Below are 22,905 nucleotides of genomic sequence, written 5' to 3' on the forward strand. Positions count from 1 at the left end.
GGATTTACGTTCCGCTAGAGTAGGACGTTGCCAGGCAAATTATTGAGACCGAAAGGTCTCTTTTTTTATGCCTAAAATTAAAACCGAAGGTTTAATAAGATATCAACAAATCAAAGTGTAATAGCTTTACGAGAAGAAAGCGTTTGAAGCCGATGAATTGAGAAAATTGAGAAGCGAGTTTAGTTGAGCTAAAAGAGCAAGCAATTTTAGAAAATAAAGAAGGATGCGAGTGCTTGTCTCGAAGTAAAGTAAGCTCCTTAGCGCCGGTGGTAGCAGATTTACGTTCCGCTAGAGTAGGACGTTGCCAGGCAAATTATTGAGACCGAAAGGTCTCTTTTTTTATGCCTAAAATTAAAACCGAAGGTTTAATAAGATATCAACAAATCAAAGTGTAATAGCTTTACGAGAAGAAAGCGTTTGAAGCCGATGAATTGAGAAAATTGAGAAGCGAGTTTAGTTGAGCTAAAAGAGCAAGCAATTTTAGAAAATAAAGAAGGATGCGAGCGCTTGTCTCGAAGTAAAGTAAGCTCCTTAGCGCCGGTGGTAGCAGATTTACGTTCCGCTAGAGTAGGACGTTGCCAGGCAAATTATTGAGACCGGAAGGTCTCTTTTTTTATGCCTAAAATTAAAACCGAAGGTTTAATAAGATATCAACAAATCAAAGTGTGATAGCTTTACGAAGAGTAAGCTTTTGAAGTCGATGAACTAAGAATATGGTTGAAATAGCATTTAACATCATGTAGTATATTTACTATATTAAATATAATAAATATATCATAAAGGAGAACGACGGACAATGAGAATTGGTTTATTATTAATAAGACTTATGTTAGGTATTACATTTACAATACATGGTGCTCAAAAAGTTTTTGGTGGCTTTAAAGAGCCAATGGCAATGATATCTGATTTAGGTTTCCCTGCCTTCTTCGGTGTTATTTTAGGATTATTTGAATTCATCGGAGGCATTTTAATGATTATTGGTTTATTTGCTAATTATATAGCTGCCGGCTTTATCATAATTATGCTTGGAGCTTTATTTACTGTTCATCTGTCACAAGGTTATATGACATCTGAACTTGTGATTATACTATTGGTGATGAGTGTAGCTGTATTGATTTCTTATAATTGGAAGAAAGCACTTGAACTTTATTAAGAAACTATTAATGTCTAATTATTACTTAATATAAACGATGGCACGTCGATAAGTTTTTAACTTATGGACGTGCTTTTTTCACTATACAGTTAATGATTTTATTAAAACGTCAGTATGCTCTTTAAGTTTATGATTCGGAATACCACCAAATCCAATAATAAATTTTGGAAGTAGTTCGTTTTCTTCCGCATAATTGTAAACGTTTAATTTTAATTTCAATTTCTCAGCACTGTGGAGGCATTGAGACATTGTAAGTCCATTGTCAACAGTTATTGTAAAATGCATTCCTGTTAAAGCACCTTCGATTTTTAATTGATCTTCATGTGGCTTCAAACGTTCTAATATATAATTTAGTTTCTCTCTATAAATCTTTCTCATTTTATTTAAATGACGCTCAAAACTTCCAGATGACATGAAGTTAGCAATAATTTGTTGGATATGAACAGGTACTGTGTTGCTTTCTTTATAAGGCATTGACAAATAAGATTGTAATAATTTTTGAGGTAAAACAATATAAGCAATACGGCAACTCGGGTAAAGTGACTTTGAAAATGTACTAATATAAATCACTTTGTCATTTTTATCTAAACTTTGTAAAGCTGGAATAGGTTTACCGTAATATCTAAATTCTGAATCATAATCGTCCTCAATTATATATCGGCTATTTTGTTGATGTGCCCATTTAATTAACTGTGTTCGTTTCTTTAAATTCATGACATATCCTGTAGGAAACTGATGTGACGGTGTTATATAAACAATATCGTTATTAGAATTTATGATGTCAATCATATTAATTCCATCTTTTTCAACTGTTGCCTGTATATAATTATGCTTGTTTTTATCTAAAACATGTTTTATGGGCGGATAACTTGGTTTTTCTATTATAAAAGATGATGTTTTAAGTAAATCTGTAATCATGTTTAGCAACTGCTCTGTAGAAGATCCAATGACGATTTGATTGGGATGACACGAAACCCCTCTACTATTAAATAGATAATGGGCAATTTGTTGTCGTAAATTTAATTCCCCTTGGATATCTCCTTTTTCTAAAAGTGCTAATTCATTATCTTCAAAGGCTTCTTTTGCATACTTTCGGAAAAGGTTGAGAGGGAAGTATTCTGCATCAATTTCAGCTAAATTAAAAGCATACTTGTATTGTTTACTCTCAGGTGTCTTAGGTTCGATTTCTATAAATTGATTATTAATATTGATGACAGGTAATGACTGAATATCGGAAACATAATAGCCAGAACGTGGTTTAGAGTATATAAAACCTTCATCAAGTAGTAGTTGATAGGCGTGCTCAATCGTCGTATGACTAAGAGATAAATGTTCACTTAACTGGCGTTTCGATGGAAATTTGTCTTGTGCTTGGTATTGACCTTCAATAATTTGGTTCTTCAATTGTTCATAAAGTGATATATATAGTTTTTGCTTTTTCATTTTAATAACTGACCCCTAATTTTATAAATAAATTGTACCTTTTTAAATATCAGTTTATAACTTAAAATGAATTTAATCAAATTGGAAAAGGGGTTAATTTTATGTCTAAAATCGTAGGATCAGATCGAGTTAAACGAGGAATGGCTGAGATGCAAAAAGGCGGCGTTATTATGGACGTTGTTAATGCAGAACAAGCTAAAATTGCAGAAGAAGCTGGCGCAGTTGCGGTTATGGCTTTAGAACGTGTACCATCTGACATCAGAGCAGCTGGTGGGGTAGCACGTAGCGCTAATCCTAAAATTGTTGAAGAAGTTATGAATGCTGTATCAATTCCAGTTATGGCGAAAGCACGTATTGGTCATATTACTGAAGCACGTGTGTTAGAAGCTATGGGCGTAGATTATATTGATGAATCAGAAGTGTTAACACCTGCTGATGAAGAATATCATTTAAGAAAAGATCAATTCACGGTTCCTTTTGTATGTGGTTGTCGTAACTTAGGTGAAGCTGCGCGTCGTATTGGTGAAGGTGCTGCAATGTTACGTACTAAAGGTGAACCTGGTACTGGTAACATTGTAGAAGCAGTTAGACATATGAGAAAAGTTAATTCAGAAGTTAGTCGCTTAGTTGTGATGAATGACGATGAAATTATGACTTATGCTAAAGAACTTGGTGCGCCTTATGAAGTTTTAAAACAAATCAAAGATCACGGACGTTTACCAGTAGTTAACTTTGCAGCTGGTGGCGTTGCTACACCTCAAGATGCTGCTTTAATGATGGAATTAGGTGCTGATGGTGTATTTGTTGGTTCAGGTATTTTCAAATCTGAAGATCCTGAGAAATTTGCTAAAGCAATTGTTCAAGCTACAACGCATTACCAAGATTATGAGCTTATTGGCAAATTAGCTTCAGAATTAGGCACAGCAATGAAAGGTTTAGATATTAATCAAATCTCATTAGAAGAACGTATGCAAGAGCGTGGTTGGTAATATATGAAAATTGGTGTATTAGCATTGCAAGGTGCCGTACGTGAACACATCCGTCATATTGAACTTAGTGGTCACGAAGGTATTGCAGTTAAAAAGGTTGAACAATTAGATGAGATAGATGGGTTAATTCTTCCAGGTGGCGAATCTACTACATTGCGAAGATTAATGGATTTATATGGATTTAAAGAAAAGTTACAACAATCTGATTTACCAATTTTTGGCACATGTGCAGGTCTTATCGTACTAGCGAAAGATGTCGAAGGTGAAACTGGCTATTTGAAGAAATTAGACATAACTGTTGAACGTAATTCATTTGGAAGACAAGTAGACAGTTTTGAAGCAGAGTTAGATATTAAAGGTATTGCTGAAGACATTGAAGGTGTATTTATTAGAGCACCTCATATCGCTAATGTTGAAGAGGGCGTAGAAATATTAAGCACAGTTGGCGATAAGATTGTAGCAGTAAAGCAAGGCAAGTATTTGGGCGTATCATTCCATCCGGAATTAACAGATGACTACAGAGTAACGCAATACTTTATTGATCATATGGTTAAATAAATGAATAATGGCAAGTTTGGGGACGTTTTAAAAGTCTTCAATTTGCAAAAAATAACCTAGAACTTCTTTATAAATTGGAAGTTCTAGGTTATTTAATTTCAATATTAGATAAAGAAACCAGCAATTGCAGCTGAAATGAATGATACTAATGTTGCACCAAATAATAACTTAAGTCCAAAGCGCGCTACGACATCACCTTTTTCAGAGTTAAGTGATTTAATGGCACCTGAGATAATACCGATTGAACTGAAGTTTGCGAATGATACTAAGAATACAGACGTTACACCTTTCGCATGTTCAGATATATCTTTTAAGTTACCTAATGATTGCATTGCAACGAATTCATTAGATAATAATTTAGTTGCCATAACGGAACCTGATTTAACAGCGTCTTCCCAAGGTACACCAGCTAAGAATGCTAATGGTGCAAAGACAAATCCGATTAATGTTTGGAAGTCCCATTTAATTGCGCCGCCTGATAATAAGCTAAATGCACCACTTACTAAACCGTTTAATAATGCGATGATTGCAATATAACCAATTAACATTGCGCCTACGATTACTGCAACTTTGAAACCATCTAAAATGTATTCTCCTAACATTTCGAAGAATGACTGTTTTTTAGTTTCGCTTTCGTCTACTAATAGTTTATCGTCTTCTTCATTAACTTTATAAGGGTTAATGATTGAAGCAATAATGAAACCACCAAATAAGTTTAATACAACAGCTGTAACAACATATTTAGGTTCAATCAATGTGAAGTATGCACCAATAATTGACGCTGATACTGTAGACATTGCTGAAGCTGTTAATGTGTACAAACGTTGTTTAGGTATGTAAGGTAACTGTTGTTTCAATGAAATGAATACTTCAGATTGACCTAAGATTGCAGCAGCAACTGCATTGTATGATTCTAAACGTCCCATACCATTAATTTTAGAAATTAAGAATCCTAAAACATTAATAATCCATGGTAAGATTCGAGTATATTGTAAGATACCAATTAATGCTGAAATAAATACAATTGGTAGTAACACACTGAAGAAGAATGGTGGGTTTTTAGGATCTACAAACTTAAATCCGCCAAACACGAAGTTAACCCCTTCTGCAGCTTTTTGTAATAAGTAGTTAAATCCTTCCGAAATGCCCCCAATAACTGTAATACCTGCTGTCGTTTTCAATAAAATAAACGCGAACACAAGTTGGATAACTAATAAAATACCAACATACTGCCAGCGGATATTTTTTCTGTCAGAGCTAAACAAAAATGCAAGTGCCAAAAAGAAAATTATCCCTATAATCCCAATAAGAATATGCATAATTCTACTCCTTTAAATTTACTTAACTAATATAATACAATAAATTCTTACATGTAACATCAATAATTTTAGAAAATTAAAAAACAAATTGGTTGAAAAAGGTCAAAGATGCTCATATAATATAGTCAAAGAAGGTCAAAAGAGGTGGTAAATCATGCACAACATGTCTGACATCATAGAACAATACATTAAAAAGTTATTCGAAGAAAGTAATGAAGACGTGGTAGAAATTCAACGAGCAAATATTGCTCAACGGTTCGACTGTGTACCTTCTCAATTAAATTATGTCATTAAAACTAGATTCACAAACGAACATGGTTATGAAATAGAAAGTAAACGAGGTGGTGGAGGTTATATCCGAATCACCAAAATTGAAAATAAAGATGCAACGGGGTATATTAATCATCTGTTGCAAATCATTGGGCCATCCATTTCCCAGCAACAAGCTTACTATATTTTAGATGGTTTGCTAGATAAAGGTCTCATTAGTGAAAGAGAAGCAAGAATGATTCAAGTTATAGTTGATCGTGAGACTTTGAAAATGGATGTTGTTGCTCGAGATATTATTAGAGCGAATATTTTAAAACGTTTGTTACCAATCATTAATTTTTATTAATAGAAAAGCGAGGTGTCTATGTGTGCTTTGCGAAAACTGTCATTTAAATGAAGCAGAGGTTAAACTTACAGTAAAAAGTAAAGAAGGCACTTCTGAGAAATGGGTATGTTCTATATGTGCTCAAGGTGAAAACCCTTGGCAACAAAATGAAACGCCATCCCCACATTCTCAGTTTCAAGACGATATTGAAGAAGCATTTGTCGTCAAACAAATATTGCAACATTTGGCAACGAAACATGGTATTAATTTCCATGAAGTAGCTTTTCAAGAAGAGAAGCGATGTCCAACGTGTAAGATGACATTAAAAGATATTGCGCATGTAGGGAAATTCGGGTGTGCAAATTGTTATGCCACTTTCAAAGATGACATCGTAGATATAGTAAGACGCGTACAAGGTGGACAATTTGAACACGTAGGTAAAACGCCTCGTTCTTCTCATAAGAAACTTGCCATCAAGAAACAAATTGAGGAAAAAACAAAATATCTCAATGTACTAATAGATGAACAAAACTTTGAAGAGGCTGCTATCGTTAGAGACGAAATAAAAGCATTGAAAGACGAGAGCGGGGTGGAGCGCAATGAGTGATATGAATGCTCATATCAGTGAATGGATGAAGGAAACTGAAGAATCTCCAATTGTTATGTCATCAAGAATTCGATTGGCTAGAAACTTAGAAAATCACGTTCACCCACTCATGTTTCCATCAGAACAAGATGGCTTCAGAGTTATAAATGAAGTACAAGATGTATTGCCTGATTTAGATTTAATGCGTTTGGATACAATGGATCAACAAAACAAAATGAAACTTGTTGCAAAACATTTAATTAGTCCTGAACTGATTAAACAACCCGCATCAGCAGTGTTATTGAATAAAGATGAATCAATAAGCATTATGATTAATGAAGAAGATCATATACGCATACAAGCAATGGGCACCGATTTATCTTTACAAGACTTATATAACATAGCTAGTGAGATTGATGATACGTTAGATCAATCACTAGACATTAGTTATGATGAACATTTAGGATATTTAACTACGTGTCCAACAAATATTGGTACAGGTATGCGAGCAAGTGTGATGTTACACTTGCCAGGATTATCCATTATGAAACGTATGAATCGTATTGCACAGACAATTAATCGTTTCGGTTTTACAATTCGAGGTATATATGGAGAAGGCTCGCAAGTCTATGGCCATATTTATCAAATCTCAAATCAATTAACACTTGGTAAGACTGAAGATGAAATCATAGATAATTTAACTGAAGTTGTTCAACAAATCATAAATGAAGAAATGCAAATTCGTGAACGTTTGACTCAATACAATGAATTAGAAACGCTAGACCGTATTTATCGGTCATTGGGTATTTTACAAAATAGTCGGATCATTTCAATGGAAGAAGCTTCTTATCGTTTAAGTGAAGTGAAATTAGGTATCGATTTAGGGTATTTAACATTGAGTGATTTTAAATTTAATGAATTAATGGTAAGTATTCAATCAGCGTTTATCTATAACGATGAAGATGAAACAATCTCTGTAAATGAAAAGAGAGCAAATATATTAAGAGAATATACTCAATAGGAGGTACAAAAATATATGCTATTTGGTAGATTAACTGAACGTGCACAACGTGTCCTAGCACACGCACAAGAAGAAGCAATACGTTTAAATCATTCTAATATAGGTACAGAACATTTGTTATTAGGTTTAATGAAAGAACCAGAAGGTATTGCTGCTAAAGTATTAGAAAGTTTTAATATAACCGAAGATAAAGTGATTGAAGAAGTCGAAAAATTAATCGGTCACGGACAAGATCAAACAGGAACATTGCATTATACACCAAGAGCCAAGAAAGTAATTGAACTTTCAATGGATGAAGCAAGAAAGTTACACCATAACTTTGTAGGTACAGAACACATATTACTAGGTTTAATTCGTGAAAATGAAGGCGTAGCTGCTCGCGTATTTGCTAATCTTGATTTAAATATTACGAAAGCGCGTGCCCAAGTCGTCAAAGCGCTAGGTAGTCCTGAAATGAGCAATAAAAATGCTACAGCAAATAAATCAAATAATACCCCTACATTAGATGGATTAGCACGTGATTTAACTGTCATTGCCAAAGATGGAACGTTAGATCCAGTTGTTGGTAGAGATAAAGAAATTACTCGTGTAATTGAAGTGTTAAGTCGTCGTACTAAAAACAATCCTGTACTAATTGGTGAACCCGGTGTAGGTAAAACTGCAATTGCAGAAGGTCTTGCTCAAGCTATTGTTAATAATGAAGTACCTGAGACACTTAAAGGTAAACGCGTGATGTCACTTGATATGGGAACAGTTGTAGCTGGTACTAAATATCGTGGTGAATTTGAAGAACGTTTGAAAAAGGTAATGGAAGAAATTCATCAAGCTGGTAACGTAATCTTATTCATTGATGAATTACACACATTAGTTGGTGCTGGTGGAGCTGAAGGCGCAATCGATGCGTCAAATATATTAAAACCAGCATTAGCACGTGGTGAATTACAATGTATCGGTGCGACAACATTAGATGAATATCGTAAAAACATCGAGAAAGATGCAGCGTTAGAACGTCGTTTCCAACCTATTCAAGTTGATGAACCAACAGTTGAAGACACAATTGCAATTTTAAAAGGATTACGTGATCGTTATGAAGCGCATCACCGCATCAATATTTCAGATGAAGCACTTGAAGCGGCTGCTAAATTAAGTGATCGTTATGTATCAGATCGTTTCTTACCCGATAAAGCAATTGATTTAATTGATGAAGCAAGTTCAAAAGTAAGACTGAAAAGTCATACAACACCTAACAACTTGAAAGAAATTGAGCAAGAAATTGAAAAAGTAAAAAATGAAAAAGACGCAGCAGTTCATGCTCAAGAATTCGAGAATGCTGCTAATTTACGTGATAAACAAACTAAACTTGAAAAACAATATGAAGATGCCAAAAATGAGTGGAAAACAACTCAAGGTGATCAATCCACTTCTCTATCTAAAGAAGATATTGGTGAAGTCATTGCAGGTTGGACAGGTATACCACTTACAAAAATTAATGAAACTGAATCGGATCGATTATTAAATCTTGAACAAACGTTACATGATAGAGTTATTGGCCAAAATGATGCTGTAACTTCTATTAGTAAAGCGGTACGCCGTGCTCGTGCAGGATTGAAAGATCCTAAACGTCCAATCGGTAGTTTTATCTTCTTAGGTCCTACAGGTGTAGGTAAAACAGAATTAGCTAGAGCATTAGCAGAATCAATGTTTGGTGAAGAAGATGCAATGATTCGCGTTGATATGAGTGAGTTTATGGAAAAACATGCTGTGAGTCGTTTAGTTGGAGCGCCTCCAGGCTATGTAGGTCATGATGAAGGTGGCCAATTAACTGAGAAAGTAAGACGTAAACCATACTCAGTTATCTTATTTGATGAAATCGAAAAGGCGCATCCAGATGTATTTAATATTCTATTGCAAGTTCTAGACGATGGTCATTTAACTGATACAAAAGGACGTCAAGTTGATTTCCGAAATACAGTGATTATCATGACTTCAAATGTCGGTGCACAAGAATTACAAGATCAACGCTTTGCTGGTTTCGGTGGCGGTTCTGAAGGTCATGACTATGAAACAATTCGCAAGACTATGATGAAAGAATTGAAAAATTCATTCCGCCCAGAGTTCTTAAACCGTGTTGACGACATCATCGTATTCCATAAACTTTCTAAAGATGAATTGAAAGAAATCGTTACAATGATGGTTAATAAACTAACACAACGACTATCTGAGCAAGATATTAATATTGTTGTAACTGATAAAGCAAAAGAAAAAATTGCTGAAGAAGGCTATGATCCAGAATACGGTGCCCGTCCATTAATCAGAGCTATTCAAAAAACAGTTGAAGATAACTTGAGTGAATTAATCTTAGACGGTAACCAAATTGAAGGTAAAGAAGTTGTCATCGACCATGATGGTGATGAATTTAAATATAATATCAATGAAAAAAATAATGGTATTTCAGATGAAGGCAATGAAGTAACTGAAACTGAAGCATAATACAATAAAATTAATGTTAAATATAAGCTGAGACATATCATACTCGAATGTCTCAGCTTTAATTTTTAATGATTTCAATGAATTAATTTTAATCATTATAAGTATTAATCATCTCAAAAATAAATAGAACCAAATTTATACTAAATTGCTTAAGTTTACATTTGTCATTGTGCAACGTTACATATAAAATAGATTTGTTCAAAGAAAAATCGGGGGTGCAATTTTGGCCAAAAAGAAAGTGATTTTTGAGTGTATGGCTTGCGGTTATCAATCTCCAAAATGGATGGGAAAGTGTCCTAATTGTGGGTCATGGAATCAAATGGAGGAAATTGTTGAAAAAGCTTCAAATCCTAAGCACGGCGTAAAGACATCAACGTCTAGCGCGAAAGTCCAGAAATTAAATGATATCAAGAATGAAGTGACACCGAGAGTTCAGACAGAATCAAAAGAGTTCAACCGCGTTTTAGGTGGTGGCATTGTAAGTGGTTCTTTAGTGTTAATAGGTGGAGATCCTGGTATCGGTAAATCAACGCTATTACTGCAAATTTGTGCATCATTGTCACAAAAATTAAATGTACTGTATATTACAGGTGAAGAATCATTAAATCAAACTAAACTACGTGCCGATCGACTAGATGAGGATTCGAGTAATTTAAATGTGCTAGCAGAAACGGACTTAGAAGTAATACATCAAACAGTTCAACAAGCGCAACCTGATATTTTAGTTGTGGATTCCATTCAAACAATATATCATCCAGAAATTAGTTCAGCACCTGGTTCTGTGTCTCAAGTAAGAGAAAGTACACAGAGTTTAATGAATATTGCTAAACAAATGAATATTGCAACATTTATCGTCGGACATGTTACGAAAGAAGGTCAAATTGCAGGACCACGTCTATTAGAGCATATGGTTGATACAGTATTGTACTTTGAGGGAGATGAGCATCATGCTTATCGTATCTTGAGAGCGGTTAAGAACCGTTTTGGTTCTACTAATGAAATGGGCATTTTTGAGATGAAACAAAGCGGATTAAAAGGCGTTCATAATCCTTCAGAAATGTTCTTAGAGGAACGTTCTACCAATGTGCCGGGATCAACGATTGTAGCAACTATGGAAGGTACACGACCTCTATTAATAGAAGTTCAGGCCTTAGTGACGCCTACAACATTTAATAACCCTAGACGTATGGCAACAGGTATAGATCATAATCGTTTGAGTTTATTAATGGCTGTATTAGAGAAAAAAGAAAACTATTTATTACAACAACAAGATGCATACATAAAAGTAGCTGGTGGCGTACGATTGACAGAGCCGGCAGTTGATTTAAGTGTTATAGTAGCAACAGCTTCAAGTTTTAAAGATAAAGCAGTAGATGGGCTTGATTGTTATATTGGGGAAGTAGGTTTGACCGGTGAAGTGAGACGTGTTTCTCGAATTGAACAACGTGTTCAAGAAGCAGCTAAATTAGGCTTTGAACGTGTTATTATTCCACAGACAAATATCGGTGGATGGCAATTTCCTGAAGGCATTAAAGTAGTTGGAGTGTCTACAGTACATGACGCTTTAAAATATGCATTCAAATCGTAAATATAGTGAAAAAGAGGTGAGACTTATGAACGTATTAAAAGGAATTGTAATCATAATATATATTATTCTAGGTGCTGCACTTGGTATTTTACTAATACCTGAAATACTTAAGGATTTTAATATTAATGGTTACCCATTTTTACATAACTATTATATAGATGGCTTAATTGGAATAGTAGTATTTTTCTTGATTTTTGGCTTCTTTATTAATAAAGTTACGAAGACTTTTAAAGCCATTGAACATTGGATTATGCAGCGCAGTGCTGTTGAAATTTTATTTGCAACACTTGGACTTATCATTGGATTATTTATATCAGTTATGGCTTCATTTATTCTAGAAATGATTGGAAATACGATATTAAATCATCTAGTACCGCTTATTATTACATTATTGCTATGTTATTTAGGTTTCCAATTTGGTTTAAAAAAGCGTGACGAAATGTTAATGTTCTTGCCGGAAAATATGGCACGCTCTATGTCTAAAAGTAATATTAGTGCTGTACCTAAACTTTTAGATACAAGTGCAATTATCGATGGACGTATTTTAGATGTCATTCGATGTGGTTTTATAGATGGTGAAATCCTTATTCCGCAAGGCGTTATTAATGAACTTCAAGTTGTAGCTGATGCGAATGATAGCGTGAAACGTGAAAAAGGACAACGTGGCTTGGATATATTAAATGAATTATACGACTTAGAGTATCCTACACGCGTGATACATCCACAAAAGTCTCACAGTGATATAGATGAATTATTGGTGAAGTTAGCACAGACTTATCATGCGCATGTGATTACTACCGATTTTAATTTAAATAAAGTATGTCACGTGCAAGGAATTAAAGCTTTAAACGTGAATGACTTATCTGAAGCAATTAAACCAAATGTTCATCAAGGTGACCGCATTAATATTCTATTGACTAAAATGGGTAAAGAGCCTGGTCAAGGTGTAGGCTATTTAGATGATGGCACAATGGTAGTCGTTGACAATGCGAAATCACTTGTAGGTAAACATGTAGATTTAGAAGTCATCAGTTTATTACAAACATCATCAGGGCGTATTATTTTCGCTAAAAAAATAGACGATTCAGAGTAATGATAAATATGTTCTTTAAACTTAGAGATTAAGAAGATACGTTCAATTATAAAAAATTAAATTATTGTAAGTGATTAGGTTTCATGTGAAACGCTAAATGTGGAGGGGACTCTTTTCAAGAAGCGAAGCATGGAACATATTTACATAAAGTAGATGTATGAATTAATGATTATCTATAGCGTAAACAAGTGACTTATCAAAGTATTGATTTAGTGCTACAATAATGAAGAAATGCGAACTTTTATCTAAGGGTAATGTAAAGTGGAAAGTTATTCGGGAACATGTCTAAAATGATAGTTTAGAATAGCTTTTTTTCTAATGGTTTGAAGATGTTTCTTACTGGCGTAGAACGACTCGGTTAGAGTGTAAAGTTTGTAGCCTGTATTAGATAAAGCGTATAAATTCGAAGTTAAAACATAACTAATATTTATAGGAGTGAATACGATGAGTGAACGTATTAGAGTGAGATATGCGCCAAGTCCAACTGGATATTTACACATTGGTAATGCAAGAACTGCATTATTTAATTATTTATTTGCTAAGCATTATGATGGTGATTTCGTAGTGCGTATTGAAGATACGGATAGTAAACGTAACCTTGAAGATGGTGAGTCATCTCAATTTGATAACTTAAAATGGTTAGGATTAGATTGGGACGAATCAATCGATAAAGACAAAGGTTATGGACCTTATCGTCAATCAGAACGTGGTGATATCTATAATCCACTTATTCAACAATTATTGGACGAAGATAAAGCGTACAAATGTTACATGACTGAAGAAGAGCTTGAAAAAGAACGTGAAGATCAAATCGCACGTGGTGAAATGCCTCGTTACGGTGGTCAACATGCACATTTAACTGAAGAAGAACGTCAACAGTTTGAAGCTGAAGGTCGTCGCCCATCAATTAGATTCCGTGTGCCTCAAGATCAAACGTATACGTTCAATGATATGGTTAAAGGTGAAATTTCATTCGATTCAAACAATATAGGTGATTGGGTTATCGTTAAAAAAGATGGCATCCCTACCTATAACTTTGCTGTAGCTATCGATGATCATTACATGGAAATTTCCGATGTTATTCGTGGTGACGATCACGTTTCTAACACACCAAAACAACTTATGATTTATGAAGCATTTGGTTGGGAAGCGCCACGCTTTGGTCATATGTCGCTAATTGTTAATGAAGAACGTAAAAAATTAAGTAAACGTGATGGCCAAATTTTACAATTTATTGAGCAATATCGTGATTTAGGTTACTTGCCAGAAGCGTTATTTAACTTTATTACATTATTAGGTTGGTCTCCAGAAGGAGAGGAAGAAATCTTTTCTAAAGAAGAATTTATTAAAATCTTTGATGAAAAACGTCTTTCTAAATCACCAGCGATGTTCGATAGACAAAAATTAGCATGGGTTAATAACCAATATATGAAAACAAAGGATACTGACACTGTATTTGAACTTGCATTGCCTCATCTTATTAAAGCTAATTTAATACCAGAATCTCCAAGTGAAGATGATAAAGAATGGGGTCGCAAATTAGTGGCACTATATCAAAAAGAAATGAGCTATGCTGGCGAAATTATACCTTTATCTGAAATGTTCTTCCATGAAATGCCTGAATTAGGAGAAGAAGAACAAGAAGTCATTAATGGAGAACAAGTTCCTGAATTGATGACACATTTATATGGTAAATTAGAAGCTTTAGAACCATTTGAAGCGGCTGACATTAAGAAAACAATTAAAGAAGTACAAAAGGAAACAGGTATTAAAGGTAAACAATTATTCATGCCTATTCGTGTTGCTGTAACTGGTCAAATGCACGGCCCTGAATTACCTAATACAATTGAAGTATTAGGTAAAGATAAAGTACTTTCACGATTGAAAAAATTCGTGTAAAGGACATCAGGCAAGTTGCACGAATGAGATGCTAATTTAACATATCTAACACTTGAAATTTTACATTAAAGCAAATATGATAAAGTTAAAGATGGCGAAGCCATTTTGGTATGAGTATTTAAAGGCGAAGGATTAGTAAATATTGGACTATGATATCAGAGAGTGTACGGATGCTGTGAGTACGCCATAGACGATGTTGAATGCACCTTTGTATAATCAACTAAATATAGTAAATGAGTATGATAAAGTGAATCTAGTAACCTATAGTTATATAGACATACTAGCTTGCATTTATCTAGAATACAGAGTGGAACCGTGCAGTAGCGCCTCTAGCATCTTAAGTGTTAGGGGCGCTAATTATTTTATTTAGAATGTATTTAAGTATTTTGCTATTAAATTTGGAAATTTTTAAACTTTTAAAAAAACTGAGGGGGCGACAGTCTTGATAAAAAGAATGAGAGACGATGTGAAAATGGTATTTGAACAAGACCCAGCAGCTCGTACAACATTTGAGGTTATTACAACATATGCTGGATTACATGCAGTTTGGAGTCACCTTATTGCACATAAATTATATAATAAGAAACGCTATGTATTGGCGAGAATTATATCTCAAGTATCACGTTTCTTTACAGGTATTGAAATACATCCGGGCGCGAAAATTGGCAAGCGCTTATTTATAGACCATGGTATGGGTGTAGTAATTGGTGAGACTTGTACAATTGGTGATAATGTGACTATTTATCAAGGTGTAACACTGGGTGGTACGGGCAAAGAAAAAGGAAAACGTCACCCTGATATTGGCGATAATGTATTAATCGCAGCTGGGTCAAAAGTGTTAGGTAATATTCAAATTGATTCGAATGTGAATATTGGTGCGAATTCAGTGGTATTACAATCAGTTCCAAGTTACACGACTGTAGTCGGTATTCCGGGGCATATTGTTAAACAAGAGGGTAAACGTATCGGTAAAACATTTGATCACCGTAATTTACCTGACCCTTTATATGAACAAATTAAGCAACTAGAAAAACAACTTGAAAAAGCGAAGAACGGAGAGATTAAAGATGATTACATTATATAATACATTAACGCGTCAAAAAGAGACATTTGAACCTATCGAACCAGGTAAGGTGAAAATGTATGTCTGTGGTCCGACAGTATACAATTATATTCACATTGGTAATGCACGCCCTGCCATAAATTATGATGTTGTACGTAGATATTTTGAATATAAAGGATACGAAGTGATTTATGTTTCAAACTTCACAGATGTAGACGATAAATTAATAAATCGTTCTAAGGAATTGAATGAGAGTGTACCGGATATTGCAGATAGATACATTAAAGCGTTTTATGAAGATGTTGGTGCATTAAACGTTAAGAAAGCGACTTCGAATCCACGTGTAATGAATCATATGGATGAGATTATTGATTTTATTAAAGAGCTAGTTGATGAAGGTTACGCCTATGAGAGTGACGGCGATGTCTACTTTAGAACACGCAAATTTGAAGGTTACGGTAAATTAAGCCATCAGTCATTAGATGATTTAAAGGTAGGAGCAAGAATAGAAGCTGGGGAACAAAAAGAAGATGCGTTAGACTTTACTTTATGGAAAAAAGCAAAACCAGGTGAAATTAGTTGGGAAAGTCCTTTTGGTGAAGGGCGTCCAGGTTGGCATATTGAATGTTCAGTAATGGCGTTTCATGAACTAGGCAAAACAATTGATATTCATGCTGGTGGTTCTGACTTACAATTCCCTCATCACGAAAACGAAATTGCGCAATCAGAAGCGCATAATCATGCCCCATTTGCTAATTACTGGATGCATAATGGTTTTATAAATATAGATAACGAGAAAATGAGTAAATCGTTAGGTAACTTTATACTAGTTCATGACATCATAAAAGAAGTAGATCCTGACGTACTGCGATTCTTCATGATTAGCGTACATTATAGAAGTCCTATTAACTATAATCTAGAACTTGTTAATGCAGCTAAGAGTGGTTTAGAACGCATTCGTAATAGCTATCAATTAATAGAAGAACGTGAAACAATCGCGACAGACATCGTTGACCAATCTAAATATATCGAACAAATTGATGCTATTATAGAGCAATTTGAGACAGTAATGGATGATGATTTCAATACTGCTAATGCTGTTACGGCTTGGTACGATTTATCTAAACTTGCGAATAAATATGTTTTAGAGAACAATACATCTACTCAAGTCATTTCTCGATTCAAAGAAGTTTATCAGATATTTAGTGATGTACTTGGAGTTCCACTAAAAGGTAATAAATCAGATATGTTACTTGATGAAGATATTGAAAAGCTCATCGAAGAACGTAATGAAGCGCGTAAAAATAAAGACTTTGCACGTGCAGATGAAATAAGAGACATGCTTAAAGAACAAAACATTATATTAGAGGATACGCCACAAGGTGTACGCTTTAAACGTGGATAATATGGATATTAAATTGTTAAACCCGTTAACACTAGCCTACATGGGTGACGCAGTGTTGGACCAGCACGTGCGAGAATATATCGTTCTTAAATTACAAAGTAAGCCTAATCGATTGCATCAAGTTTCGAAAAGTTATGTATCTGCGAAAAGTCAGGCGCAAACTTTAGAAACATTATTTGAAATGGGTTGGTTCACGGATGAAGAATTAGATATTGTTAAAAGAGGTCGTAATGCTAAAAGTCACACTAAGGCTAAAAATACGGATATTCAAACTTATCGTAAAAGTTCTGGTTTAGAAGCAGTCATTGGATATTTATATTTAGATCATCAAGAAGAAAGATTGGAAAATTTACTTGATATGATTGTTCAAACAGTCAATGAAAGGTAGTGAAAACAGTGGAAGATATCGTTATTGTCGGTAGGCATGCTGTTAAAGAAGCGATTGTTTCTGGCCATACAATTAATAAAATTTGGATACAAGAGGGAATCAGAAAGCAACAAATCAATGATATTTTACAAAATGCTAAAGAGCAAAAATTGATTGTGCAAACAGTTCCAAAATCCAAATTAGATAATTTAGCAAATGCACCTCATCAAGGTGTTGCTGCACTTATTGCACCATATGAATATGCTGATTTCGATCAATTTATTCAATCTCAAAAGGATAAAGAAGGTTTATCAACTGTAGTGATTTTAGATGGCCTTGAAGATCCTCATAACTTAGGCTCTATATTGAGAACGGCAGATGCTAGCGGTGTTGATGGTGTTATTATTCCTAAAAGACGTTCAGTAGCGTTAACGCAAACAGTTGCTAAAGCATCAACAGGTGCGATACAACATGTTCCAGTTATGCGTGTTACGAATTTAGCAAAAACAATTGACGAATTAAAAGAACATGGCTACTGGGTAGCAGGTGCTGAAGCGGATAATGCAACAGACTATAGAGATATGGCGGCGGATATGCCATTAGCTATCGTTATCGGTAGTGAAGGACAAGGCATGAGTAGATTAGTGAAAGATAAATGTGATTTTTACATTAAAATACCTATGGTTGGACATGTTAATAGCCTCAATGCATCGGTAGCTGCTAGTTTAATGATGTATGAAGTATATCGTAAACGTCATCAAGTCGGAGATAACGCATGAAAGATAAATATTTGATAATTGATGGCTACAATATGATTGGACAGTCACCAGAACTCGGTAAAATTGCAAAAGATAATTTGCAAGAAGCACGAGAGCAATTATTAGATGCTATAGCAAACTATAATGCTGTTGTAGCTGATGAAATTGTATGTGTGTTTGATGCATATGAACAATCAGGTATAGAAAGAGAATACATTTATCATGGTGTGAAAACAGTATTTACAAAAGAAAAAGAGACTGCGGATAGCTATATAGAACGTTATGTTTATAATTTATATAACAAGCACACGACACATATTACCGTTGTAACCAGTGATATGAGCGAGCAACATGCAATATTTGGTGCTGGCGCATATCGTGTATCTTCGAGAGAGATGTGGCGTGATTTAAGAGAAAATGAAATCACAGTGAGTAAGTCATTAGATGATTTCACAGAAAGTAAACCGAGAACTCGTATTTCGTTATCGAATGATGTGTTAGCAGAATTTGAAAAGATTAGACGTGGAAATCATAATAAAGATTAAAATCGTCCACTTGTCTTTTGAAAATGACTTCATATAAACTTTGCCTAACTTAATTTGAAAGGTAAGGTTTATGGCGCATCAATTTATACAACTAGAGAAGACCTTTAAAGCATTCCAAAATAGTCGTAGTAGTCACGAACAAGATAGATTATTTATAGATATAGTAAACCACATACAACCTAAACTTTTTATAAAATTTAAAAGTTATGGAATACAAAATGAAGATATTGAAGATTTAGTACAAGAAACTTTAATCAGGATTTATTTAGCACTTCATACATTTGATTTTAGTACAGACGTTCCTTTTGAACACTATTTGAATTGTATCGTACGATCGATGCGAAATGATTTTTGGAGAAGAAAATATATTGAGACTGATAAGCACGATAGCATCATTAATGACTATGTTATTGACTACAAATTGAATCAATCAAGTAAATATATTGAAGATATTTGTATGATAAAAGAGAAACGAGAATTGCTAGCGAGTAGTTTAACAGTATTAAGTCGATTCGAGCGAAACGTAGCTGAATTACTAATGTCTGATTATACGCCTAGTGAAATTGCAAAACAGCTAGGTATTAAAGATAAAGTGGTTTACAATAGTATTCAACGTTGTAAAATGAAAATGAAATACTATTTATTGAAGCGTCTTTATTAGGTTGTATTAACTTATACATAGCGGCGCTTGTTTGACATTTAATGTTAGGTTTATGTATAGTATACTGGTATTAAAATGAGCAAAGGTGAACTGATTTGAAAAAAGTACCTTTAATTTGTGAGGTTTGTGGTACTAGAAATTATAACGTACCGAAAAAAGAAACTTCTGCAACGAGACTAGAAATAAAAAAATATTGTTCGAGATGTAATGCACATACGATTCATAAAGAGTCTAAATAATAGTGAAAGTATTGCTATTAAAGTTAACGGTTAACTAACTGTGAGTATGGAGGTAATTTTGATGGCTAAAGATAAGGGCACAAACAAAGAAAAAGACAGTTTCTTCCAAGGCGTTAAAAGTGAAATGGAAAAAACGAGTTGGCCAACAAAAGAAGAACTTTTTAAATATACTGTAATTGTAGTTTCTACAGTAATCTTCTTTATGGTCTTTTTCTGGGTATTAGATATAGGTATTGGGAATTTGATTGAACTATTTAGATAAGAATAAGGAGTGACAACATGTCTGAAGAGGTTGGCGCAAAGCGTTGGTATGCTGTGCATACGTATTCTGGATATGAGAATAAAGTTAAGAAGAATTTAGAAAAAAGAGTAGAATCAATGAATATGACAGAACAGATTTTTAGAGTTGTCATACCTGAGGAGGAAGAAACACAAGTTAAAGATGGTAAAGCCAAAAAGCAACTTAAAAAAACGTTCCCTGGTTATGTACTTGTAGAACTAGTGATGACTGATGAATCTTGGTATGTAGTACGTAACACACCTGGTGTTACAGGATTCGTTGGTTCAGCTGGAGCTGGTTCTAAACCAAACCCATTATTACCTGAAGAAATGCGATTCATTTTAAAACAAATGGGACTTAAAGAAAAAACAATCGATGTAGAATTAGATGTAGGAGAACAAGTTCGTATTAAATCTGGACCGTTCGCTAATCAAGTTGGAGAAGTTCAAGAAATCGAACCTGATAAATTTAAATTAACTGTATTAGTTGATATGTTCGGCAGAGAAACACCAGTTGAAGTTGAATTTGATCAAATAGAAAAACTATAATCAATTAATTTTGGAAAAACATTGAACAACAAAAAAGATGAAATTTTACTATTGCTTTTTAAGTTGGTTCAGTGTTAAAATAATGTGGTCGCGTTTTTATAGCGCTCATTTCGTCACGAAATGTTTATGAGTGGGAGGGCAAAACTGAGCCCTGTGACCACATCACGATATCAAGGAGGTGCACATCGTGGCTAAAAAAGTAGAAAAAGTAGTTAAATTACAAATTCCTGCAGGTAAAGCGAACCCAGCACCACCAGTTGGTCCAGCATTAGGTCAAGCAGGTGTGAATATCATGGGATTCTGTAAAGAATTCAACGCACGTACACAAGAACAAGCAGGTTTAATCATTCCGGTAGAAATCAGTGTTTATGAAGATCGTTCATTTACATTCATTACTAAAACTCCACCGGCTCCAGTACTACTTAAAAAAGCAGCTGGCGTAGAAAAAGGTTCTGGTGAACCTAACAAAACTAAAGTTGCTACAGTAACTAAAGATCAAGTACGTGAAATTGCTCAAACTAAAATGCAAGACTTAAACGCTGCAGACGAAGAAGCGGCTATGCGTATTATCGAAGGTACTGCTCGTAGTATGGGTATCACTGTACAATAATTAATGAATACAAAGTTAGTTTAATTTTGAAATAAACTGATAGACGATAGCAGGTAACAGAAATGACAACGACAATATTGTCTATGATTAGTCTGGGTGACTAGTAATCTTTCTTAAGATTACTCAAACATTAGACATTCATCTGTTATCTGCTCTTAACTTGTGTTAGGCACAAGTAAGCGTGGGAGGAAATTCCGCTAAAACCACTAAAGGAGGAACAATAAATGGCTAAAAAAGGTAAAAAGTATCAAGAAGCAGCTAATAAAGTTGATCGTACTAAACACTATAGTGTTGAAGAAGCAATCAGCTTAGCTAAAGAAACAAGCATTGCTAACTTTGACGCATCAGTTGAAGTTGCTTTCCGTTTAGGAATTGATACACGTAAAAATGACCAACAAATCCGTGGTGCAGTAGTATTACCAAACGGAACTGGTAAATCACAACGTGTATTAGTATTTGCTAAAGGTGACAAAATCACTGAAGCAGAAGAAGCAGGCGCAGATTACGTAGGTGAATCTGAATACGTACAAAAAATTCAACAAGGTTGGTTCGACTTTGACGTAGTAGTAGCTACACCAGACATGATGGGCGAAGTTGGTAAATTAGGTCGTGTATTAGGACCTAAAGGTTTAATGCCAAATCCTAAAACTGGTACAGTAACTATGGATGTAAAAAAAGCTGTTGAAGAAATCAAAGCTGGTAAAGTTGAATACCGTGCTGAAAAAGCAGGTATTGTACATGCTTCAATCGGTAAAGTTTCATTCAGCGATGAAAAATTAGTTGAAAACTTCAAAACTTTACAAGACGTATTAGCTAAAGCTAAACCATCATCTGCTAAAGGTACTTACTTCAAATCTGTTGCTGTAACTACAACAATGGGTCCTGGAGTTAAAATTGATACTTCATCATTCAAATTATAATTAAGTGTAAACTTATTTAATTATAGAACCTGTGACTTTTCGAATGTCACAGGTTATTGTTATTTATATGGCTCTACGTCAAATCGGACTGATGAGTCCAAATATTGAGAGTAAGCAACTTTAAGTTGTTTAATCTCTTTTTTTGTTGTTGAGACAAATAGTCGCGAAGTTATAATAATTCGATTACGTAAATTATCATAATTTCTATAACCAAAAGATACCCTTTTAATGAGTTTGATTTTATTATTAATTCCTTCTAACGGACCGTTGGTCAGGTTAGAATATGTCATAGTATTTTCAATGAAAGCTGCTAATCGTCTTAAAGTTCTAATGACTGGGCGTAATTTAGGACACACATCTGAAAGATGAATAGAAAAGAGTTTATGATTAAATTTCTCTATTTGATTTTCTTTTAATAATCTTCTTAGCTCATGAACGTAGTGATATGTATTAAATAATTCTACATCTACACCTAATAAGTAATTTATAATGCCTTTTTCGGTTTTCCACTCTTTAAATAAATGGACTTTATGATAATTAAATGCTTCTAGCGTTTCAAAAGGTTTAAGAAATAGTTTCCAATAACTTTTATATTTATTATAAAGCGGTCTATTAGAGGTTCTATAACAATTCATTACATGAACTCTAGACATATTTAACGCTCGATTTAAAGATTGAACAATATGAAAACGATCAATAATAATCTTCGCGTTAGGAAATAATTGTTTGATTAGTGACATATATGGTTCATACATATCAATCGTGACTGTTTTGA

General features: G+C 34.2%; 24 protein-coding genes. 21 read left to right on the forward strand and 3 right to left on the reverse strand.

Going from position 1 to position 22,905, the window contains the following annotated elements:
• Nucleotides 1-796 precede the first annotated feature (796 nt).
• Nucleotides 797-1,153, forward strand: a complete 357-nt coding sequence (locus BDW31_RS11570) for a DoxX family protein (RefSeq protein WP_016931339.1) — start codon at nt 797-799, stop codon at nt 1,151-1,153.
• A gap of 81 nt (nt 1,154-1,234) precedes the next feature.
• Here BDW31_RS11570 and pdxR read toward each other — a convergent pair whose 3' ends face one another.
• On the reverse strand, nt 1,235-2,596 hold the full coding sequence (gene pdxR / locus BDW31_RS11575) for a MocR-like pyridoxine biosynthesis transcription factor PdxR (protein WP_011276743.1): 1,362 nt from the start codon (nt 2,594-2,596) through the stop codon (nt 1,235-1,237).
• A gap of 101 nt (nt 2,597-2,697) precedes the next feature.
• Here pdxR and pdxS point away from each other — a divergent pair, with 101 nt between their 5' ends.
• Nucleotides 2,698-3,585 (forward strand): pyridoxal 5'-phosphate synthase lyase subunit PdxS, encoded by an 888-nt coding sequence (gene pdxS, locus BDW31_RS11580; RefSeq protein ID WP_011276742.1) that lies wholly within the window; start codon nt 2,698-2,700, stop codon nt 3,583-3,585.
• 3 nt (nt 3,586-3,588) lie between these two features.
• Nucleotides 3,589-4,143 carry a pyridoxal 5'-phosphate synthase glutaminase subunit PdxT gene (gene pdxT / locus BDW31_RS11585; protein WP_011276741.1) on the forward strand — a complete coding sequence of 185 codons (555 nt, stop codon included), beginning with the start codon at nt 3,589-3,591 and terminating at the stop codon, nt 4,141-4,143.
• Nucleotides 4,144-4,247: 104 nt separating this feature from the next.
• On the opposite strand, the gene BDW31_RS11590 is transcribed toward pdxT, so the two are convergent.
• Nucleotides 4,248-5,462: a NupC/NupG family nucleoside CNT transporter gene (locus BDW31_RS11590; protein ID WP_011276740.1), complete on the reverse strand. Its 1,215-nt coding sequence runs from the start codon at nt 5,460-5,462 to the stop codon at nt 4,248-4,250.
• A gap of 154 nt (nt 5,463-5,616) precedes the next feature.
• Between BDW31_RS11590 and BDW31_RS11595 the strand changes: the two genes are divergently transcribed.
• The 18 genes from BDW31_RS11595 to rplA all read left to right on the forward strand — a co-directional run bounded on the left by BDW31_RS11595 (nt 5,617) and on the right by rplA (nt 22,130).
• The gene (locus BDW31_RS11595) at nt 5,617-6,078 is read left to right on the forward strand and encodes a CtsR family transcriptional regulator (protein WP_011276739.1); all 462 of its coding nucleotides are present in this window, start codon (nt 5,617-5,619) and stop codon (nt 6,076-6,078) included.
• 22 nt (nt 6,079-6,100) lie between these two features.
• Nucleotides 6,101-6,664: a UvrB/UvrC motif-containing protein gene (locus BDW31_RS11600; protein WP_011276738.1), complete on the forward strand. Its 564-nt coding sequence runs from the start codon at nt 6,101-6,103 to the stop codon at nt 6,662-6,664.
• Complete coding sequence (locus BDW31_RS11605; protein WP_011276737.1) at nt 6,657-7,664, forward strand: protein arginine kinase; 1,008 nt, start codon at nt 6,657-6,659, stop codon at nt 7,662-7,664. Before BDW31_RS11600 ends, BDW31_RS11605 begins: the two co-directional genes overlap by 8 nt.
• A gap of 15 nt (nt 7,665-7,679) precedes the next feature.
• On the forward strand, nt 7,680-10,154 hold the full coding sequence (locus BDW31_RS11610; protein ID WP_016931338.1) for an ATP-dependent Clp protease ATP-binding subunit: 2,475 nt from the start codon (nt 7,680-7,682) through the stop codon (nt 10,152-10,154).
• 223 nt (nt 10,155-10,377) lie between these two features.
• The gene (gene radA, locus BDW31_RS11615; RefSeq protein ID WP_011276735.1) at nt 10,378-11,742 is read left to right on the forward strand and encodes a DNA repair protein RadA; all 1,365 of its coding nucleotides are present in this window, start codon (nt 10,378-10,380) and stop codon (nt 11,740-11,742) included.
• Between the two features lie 25 nt (nt 11,743-11,767).
• On the forward strand, nt 11,768-12,835 hold the full coding sequence (locus tag BDW31_RS11620; protein ID WP_011276734.1) for a PIN/TRAM domain-containing protein: 1,068 nt from the start codon (nt 11,768-11,770) through the stop codon (nt 12,833-12,835).
• A 444-nt stretch (nt 12,836-13,279) separates the two neighbouring features.
• A complete protein-coding gene (gene gltX / locus BDW31_RS11625; protein WP_033079758.1) occupies nt 13,280-14,734 on the forward strand; it encodes a glutamate--tRNA ligase in 1,455 nt (484 codons plus the stop codon).
• 454 nt (nt 14,735-15,188) lie between these two features.
• Entirely contained in the window at nt 15,189-15,818 is a 630-nt protein-coding gene (gene cysE, locus BDW31_RS11630) for a serine O-acetyltransferase (RefSeq protein WP_172458793.1), read from the forward strand.
• Entirely contained in the window at nt 15,802-17,202 is a 1,401-nt protein-coding gene (cysS, locus tag BDW31_RS11635; protein ID WP_011276731.1) for a cysteine--tRNA ligase, read from the forward strand. Before cysE ends, cysS begins: the two co-directional genes overlap by 17 nt.
• Before the next feature lies 1 nt (nt 17,203).
• On the forward strand, nt 17,204-17,590 hold the full coding sequence (locus BDW31_RS11640) for a Mini-ribonuclease 3 (protein WP_029376688.1): 387 nt from the start codon (nt 17,204-17,206) through the stop codon (nt 17,588-17,590).
• Nucleotides 17,591-17,598: 8 nt separating this feature from the next.
• Complete coding sequence (gene rlmB / locus BDW31_RS11645; RefSeq protein ID WP_011276729.1) at nt 17,599-18,348, forward strand: 23S rRNA (guanosine(2251)-2'-O)-methyltransferase RlmB; 750 nt, start codon at nt 17,599-17,601, stop codon at nt 18,346-18,348.
• Entirely contained in the window at nt 18,345-18,872 is a 528-nt protein-coding gene (locus BDW31_RS11650) for an NYN domain-containing protein (RefSeq protein ID WP_011276728.1), read from the forward strand. The genes rlmB and BDW31_RS11650 overlap by 4 nt, the downstream gene beginning before the upstream one ends.
• A 70-nt stretch (nt 18,873-18,942) precedes the next feature.
• The gene (locus BDW31_RS11655; protein WP_011276727.1) at nt 18,943-19,533 is read left to right on the forward strand and encodes a sigma-70 family RNA polymerase sigma factor; all 591 of its coding nucleotides are present in this window, start codon (nt 18,943-18,945) and stop codon (nt 19,531-19,533) included.
• Nucleotides 19,534-19,628: 95 nt separating this feature from the next.
• The gene (gene rpmG / locus BDW31_RS11660; RefSeq protein WP_016931334.1) at nt 19,629-19,772 is read left to right on the forward strand and encodes a 50S ribosomal protein L33; all 144 of its coding nucleotides are present in this window, start codon (nt 19,629-19,631) and stop codon (nt 19,770-19,772) included.
• Between the two features lie 61 nt (nt 19,773-19,833).
• Nucleotides 19,834-20,034 carry a preprotein translocase subunit SecE gene (secE, locus tag BDW31_RS11665; protein ID WP_011276726.1) on the forward strand — a complete coding sequence of 67 codons (201 nt, stop codon included), beginning with the start codon at nt 19,834-19,836 and terminating at the stop codon, nt 20,032-20,034.
• Nucleotides 20,035-20,051: 17 nt separating this feature from the next.
• Nucleotides 20,052-20,600, forward strand: coding sequence for a transcription termination/antitermination protein NusG (gene nusG / locus BDW31_RS11670; RefSeq protein WP_016931333.1), 549 nt, complete (start codon nt 20,052-20,054; stop codon nt 20,598-20,600).
• 187 nt (nt 20,601-20,787) lie between these two features.
• Nucleotides 20,788-21,210 carry a 50S ribosomal protein L11 gene (rplK, locus tag BDW31_RS11675; protein WP_001832298.1) on the forward strand — a complete coding sequence of 141 codons (423 nt, stop codon included), beginning with the start codon at nt 20,788-20,790 and terminating at the stop codon, nt 21,208-21,210.
• Between the two features lie 224 nt (nt 21,211-21,434).
• The gene (gene rplA / locus BDW31_RS11680) at nt 21,435-22,130 is read left to right on the forward strand and encodes a 50S ribosomal protein L1 (RefSeq protein WP_011276724.1); all 696 of its coding nucleotides are present in this window, start codon (nt 21,435-21,437) and stop codon (nt 22,128-22,130) included.
• 59 nt (nt 22,131-22,189) lie between these two features.
• On the opposite strand, the gene BDW31_RS11685 is transcribed toward rplA, so the two are convergent.
• A partial coding sequence (locus BDW31_RS11685; protein ID WP_142641281.1) for a transposase occupies nt 22,190-22,905 on the reverse strand: 716 nt, incomplete at its 5' end.

Source organism: Staphylococcus sp. AtHG25 (assembly GCF_003217445.1).
Taxonomy (GTDB): Bacteria; Bacillota; Bacilli; order Staphylococcales; family Staphylococcaceae; genus Staphylococcus; species Staphylococcus haemolyticus.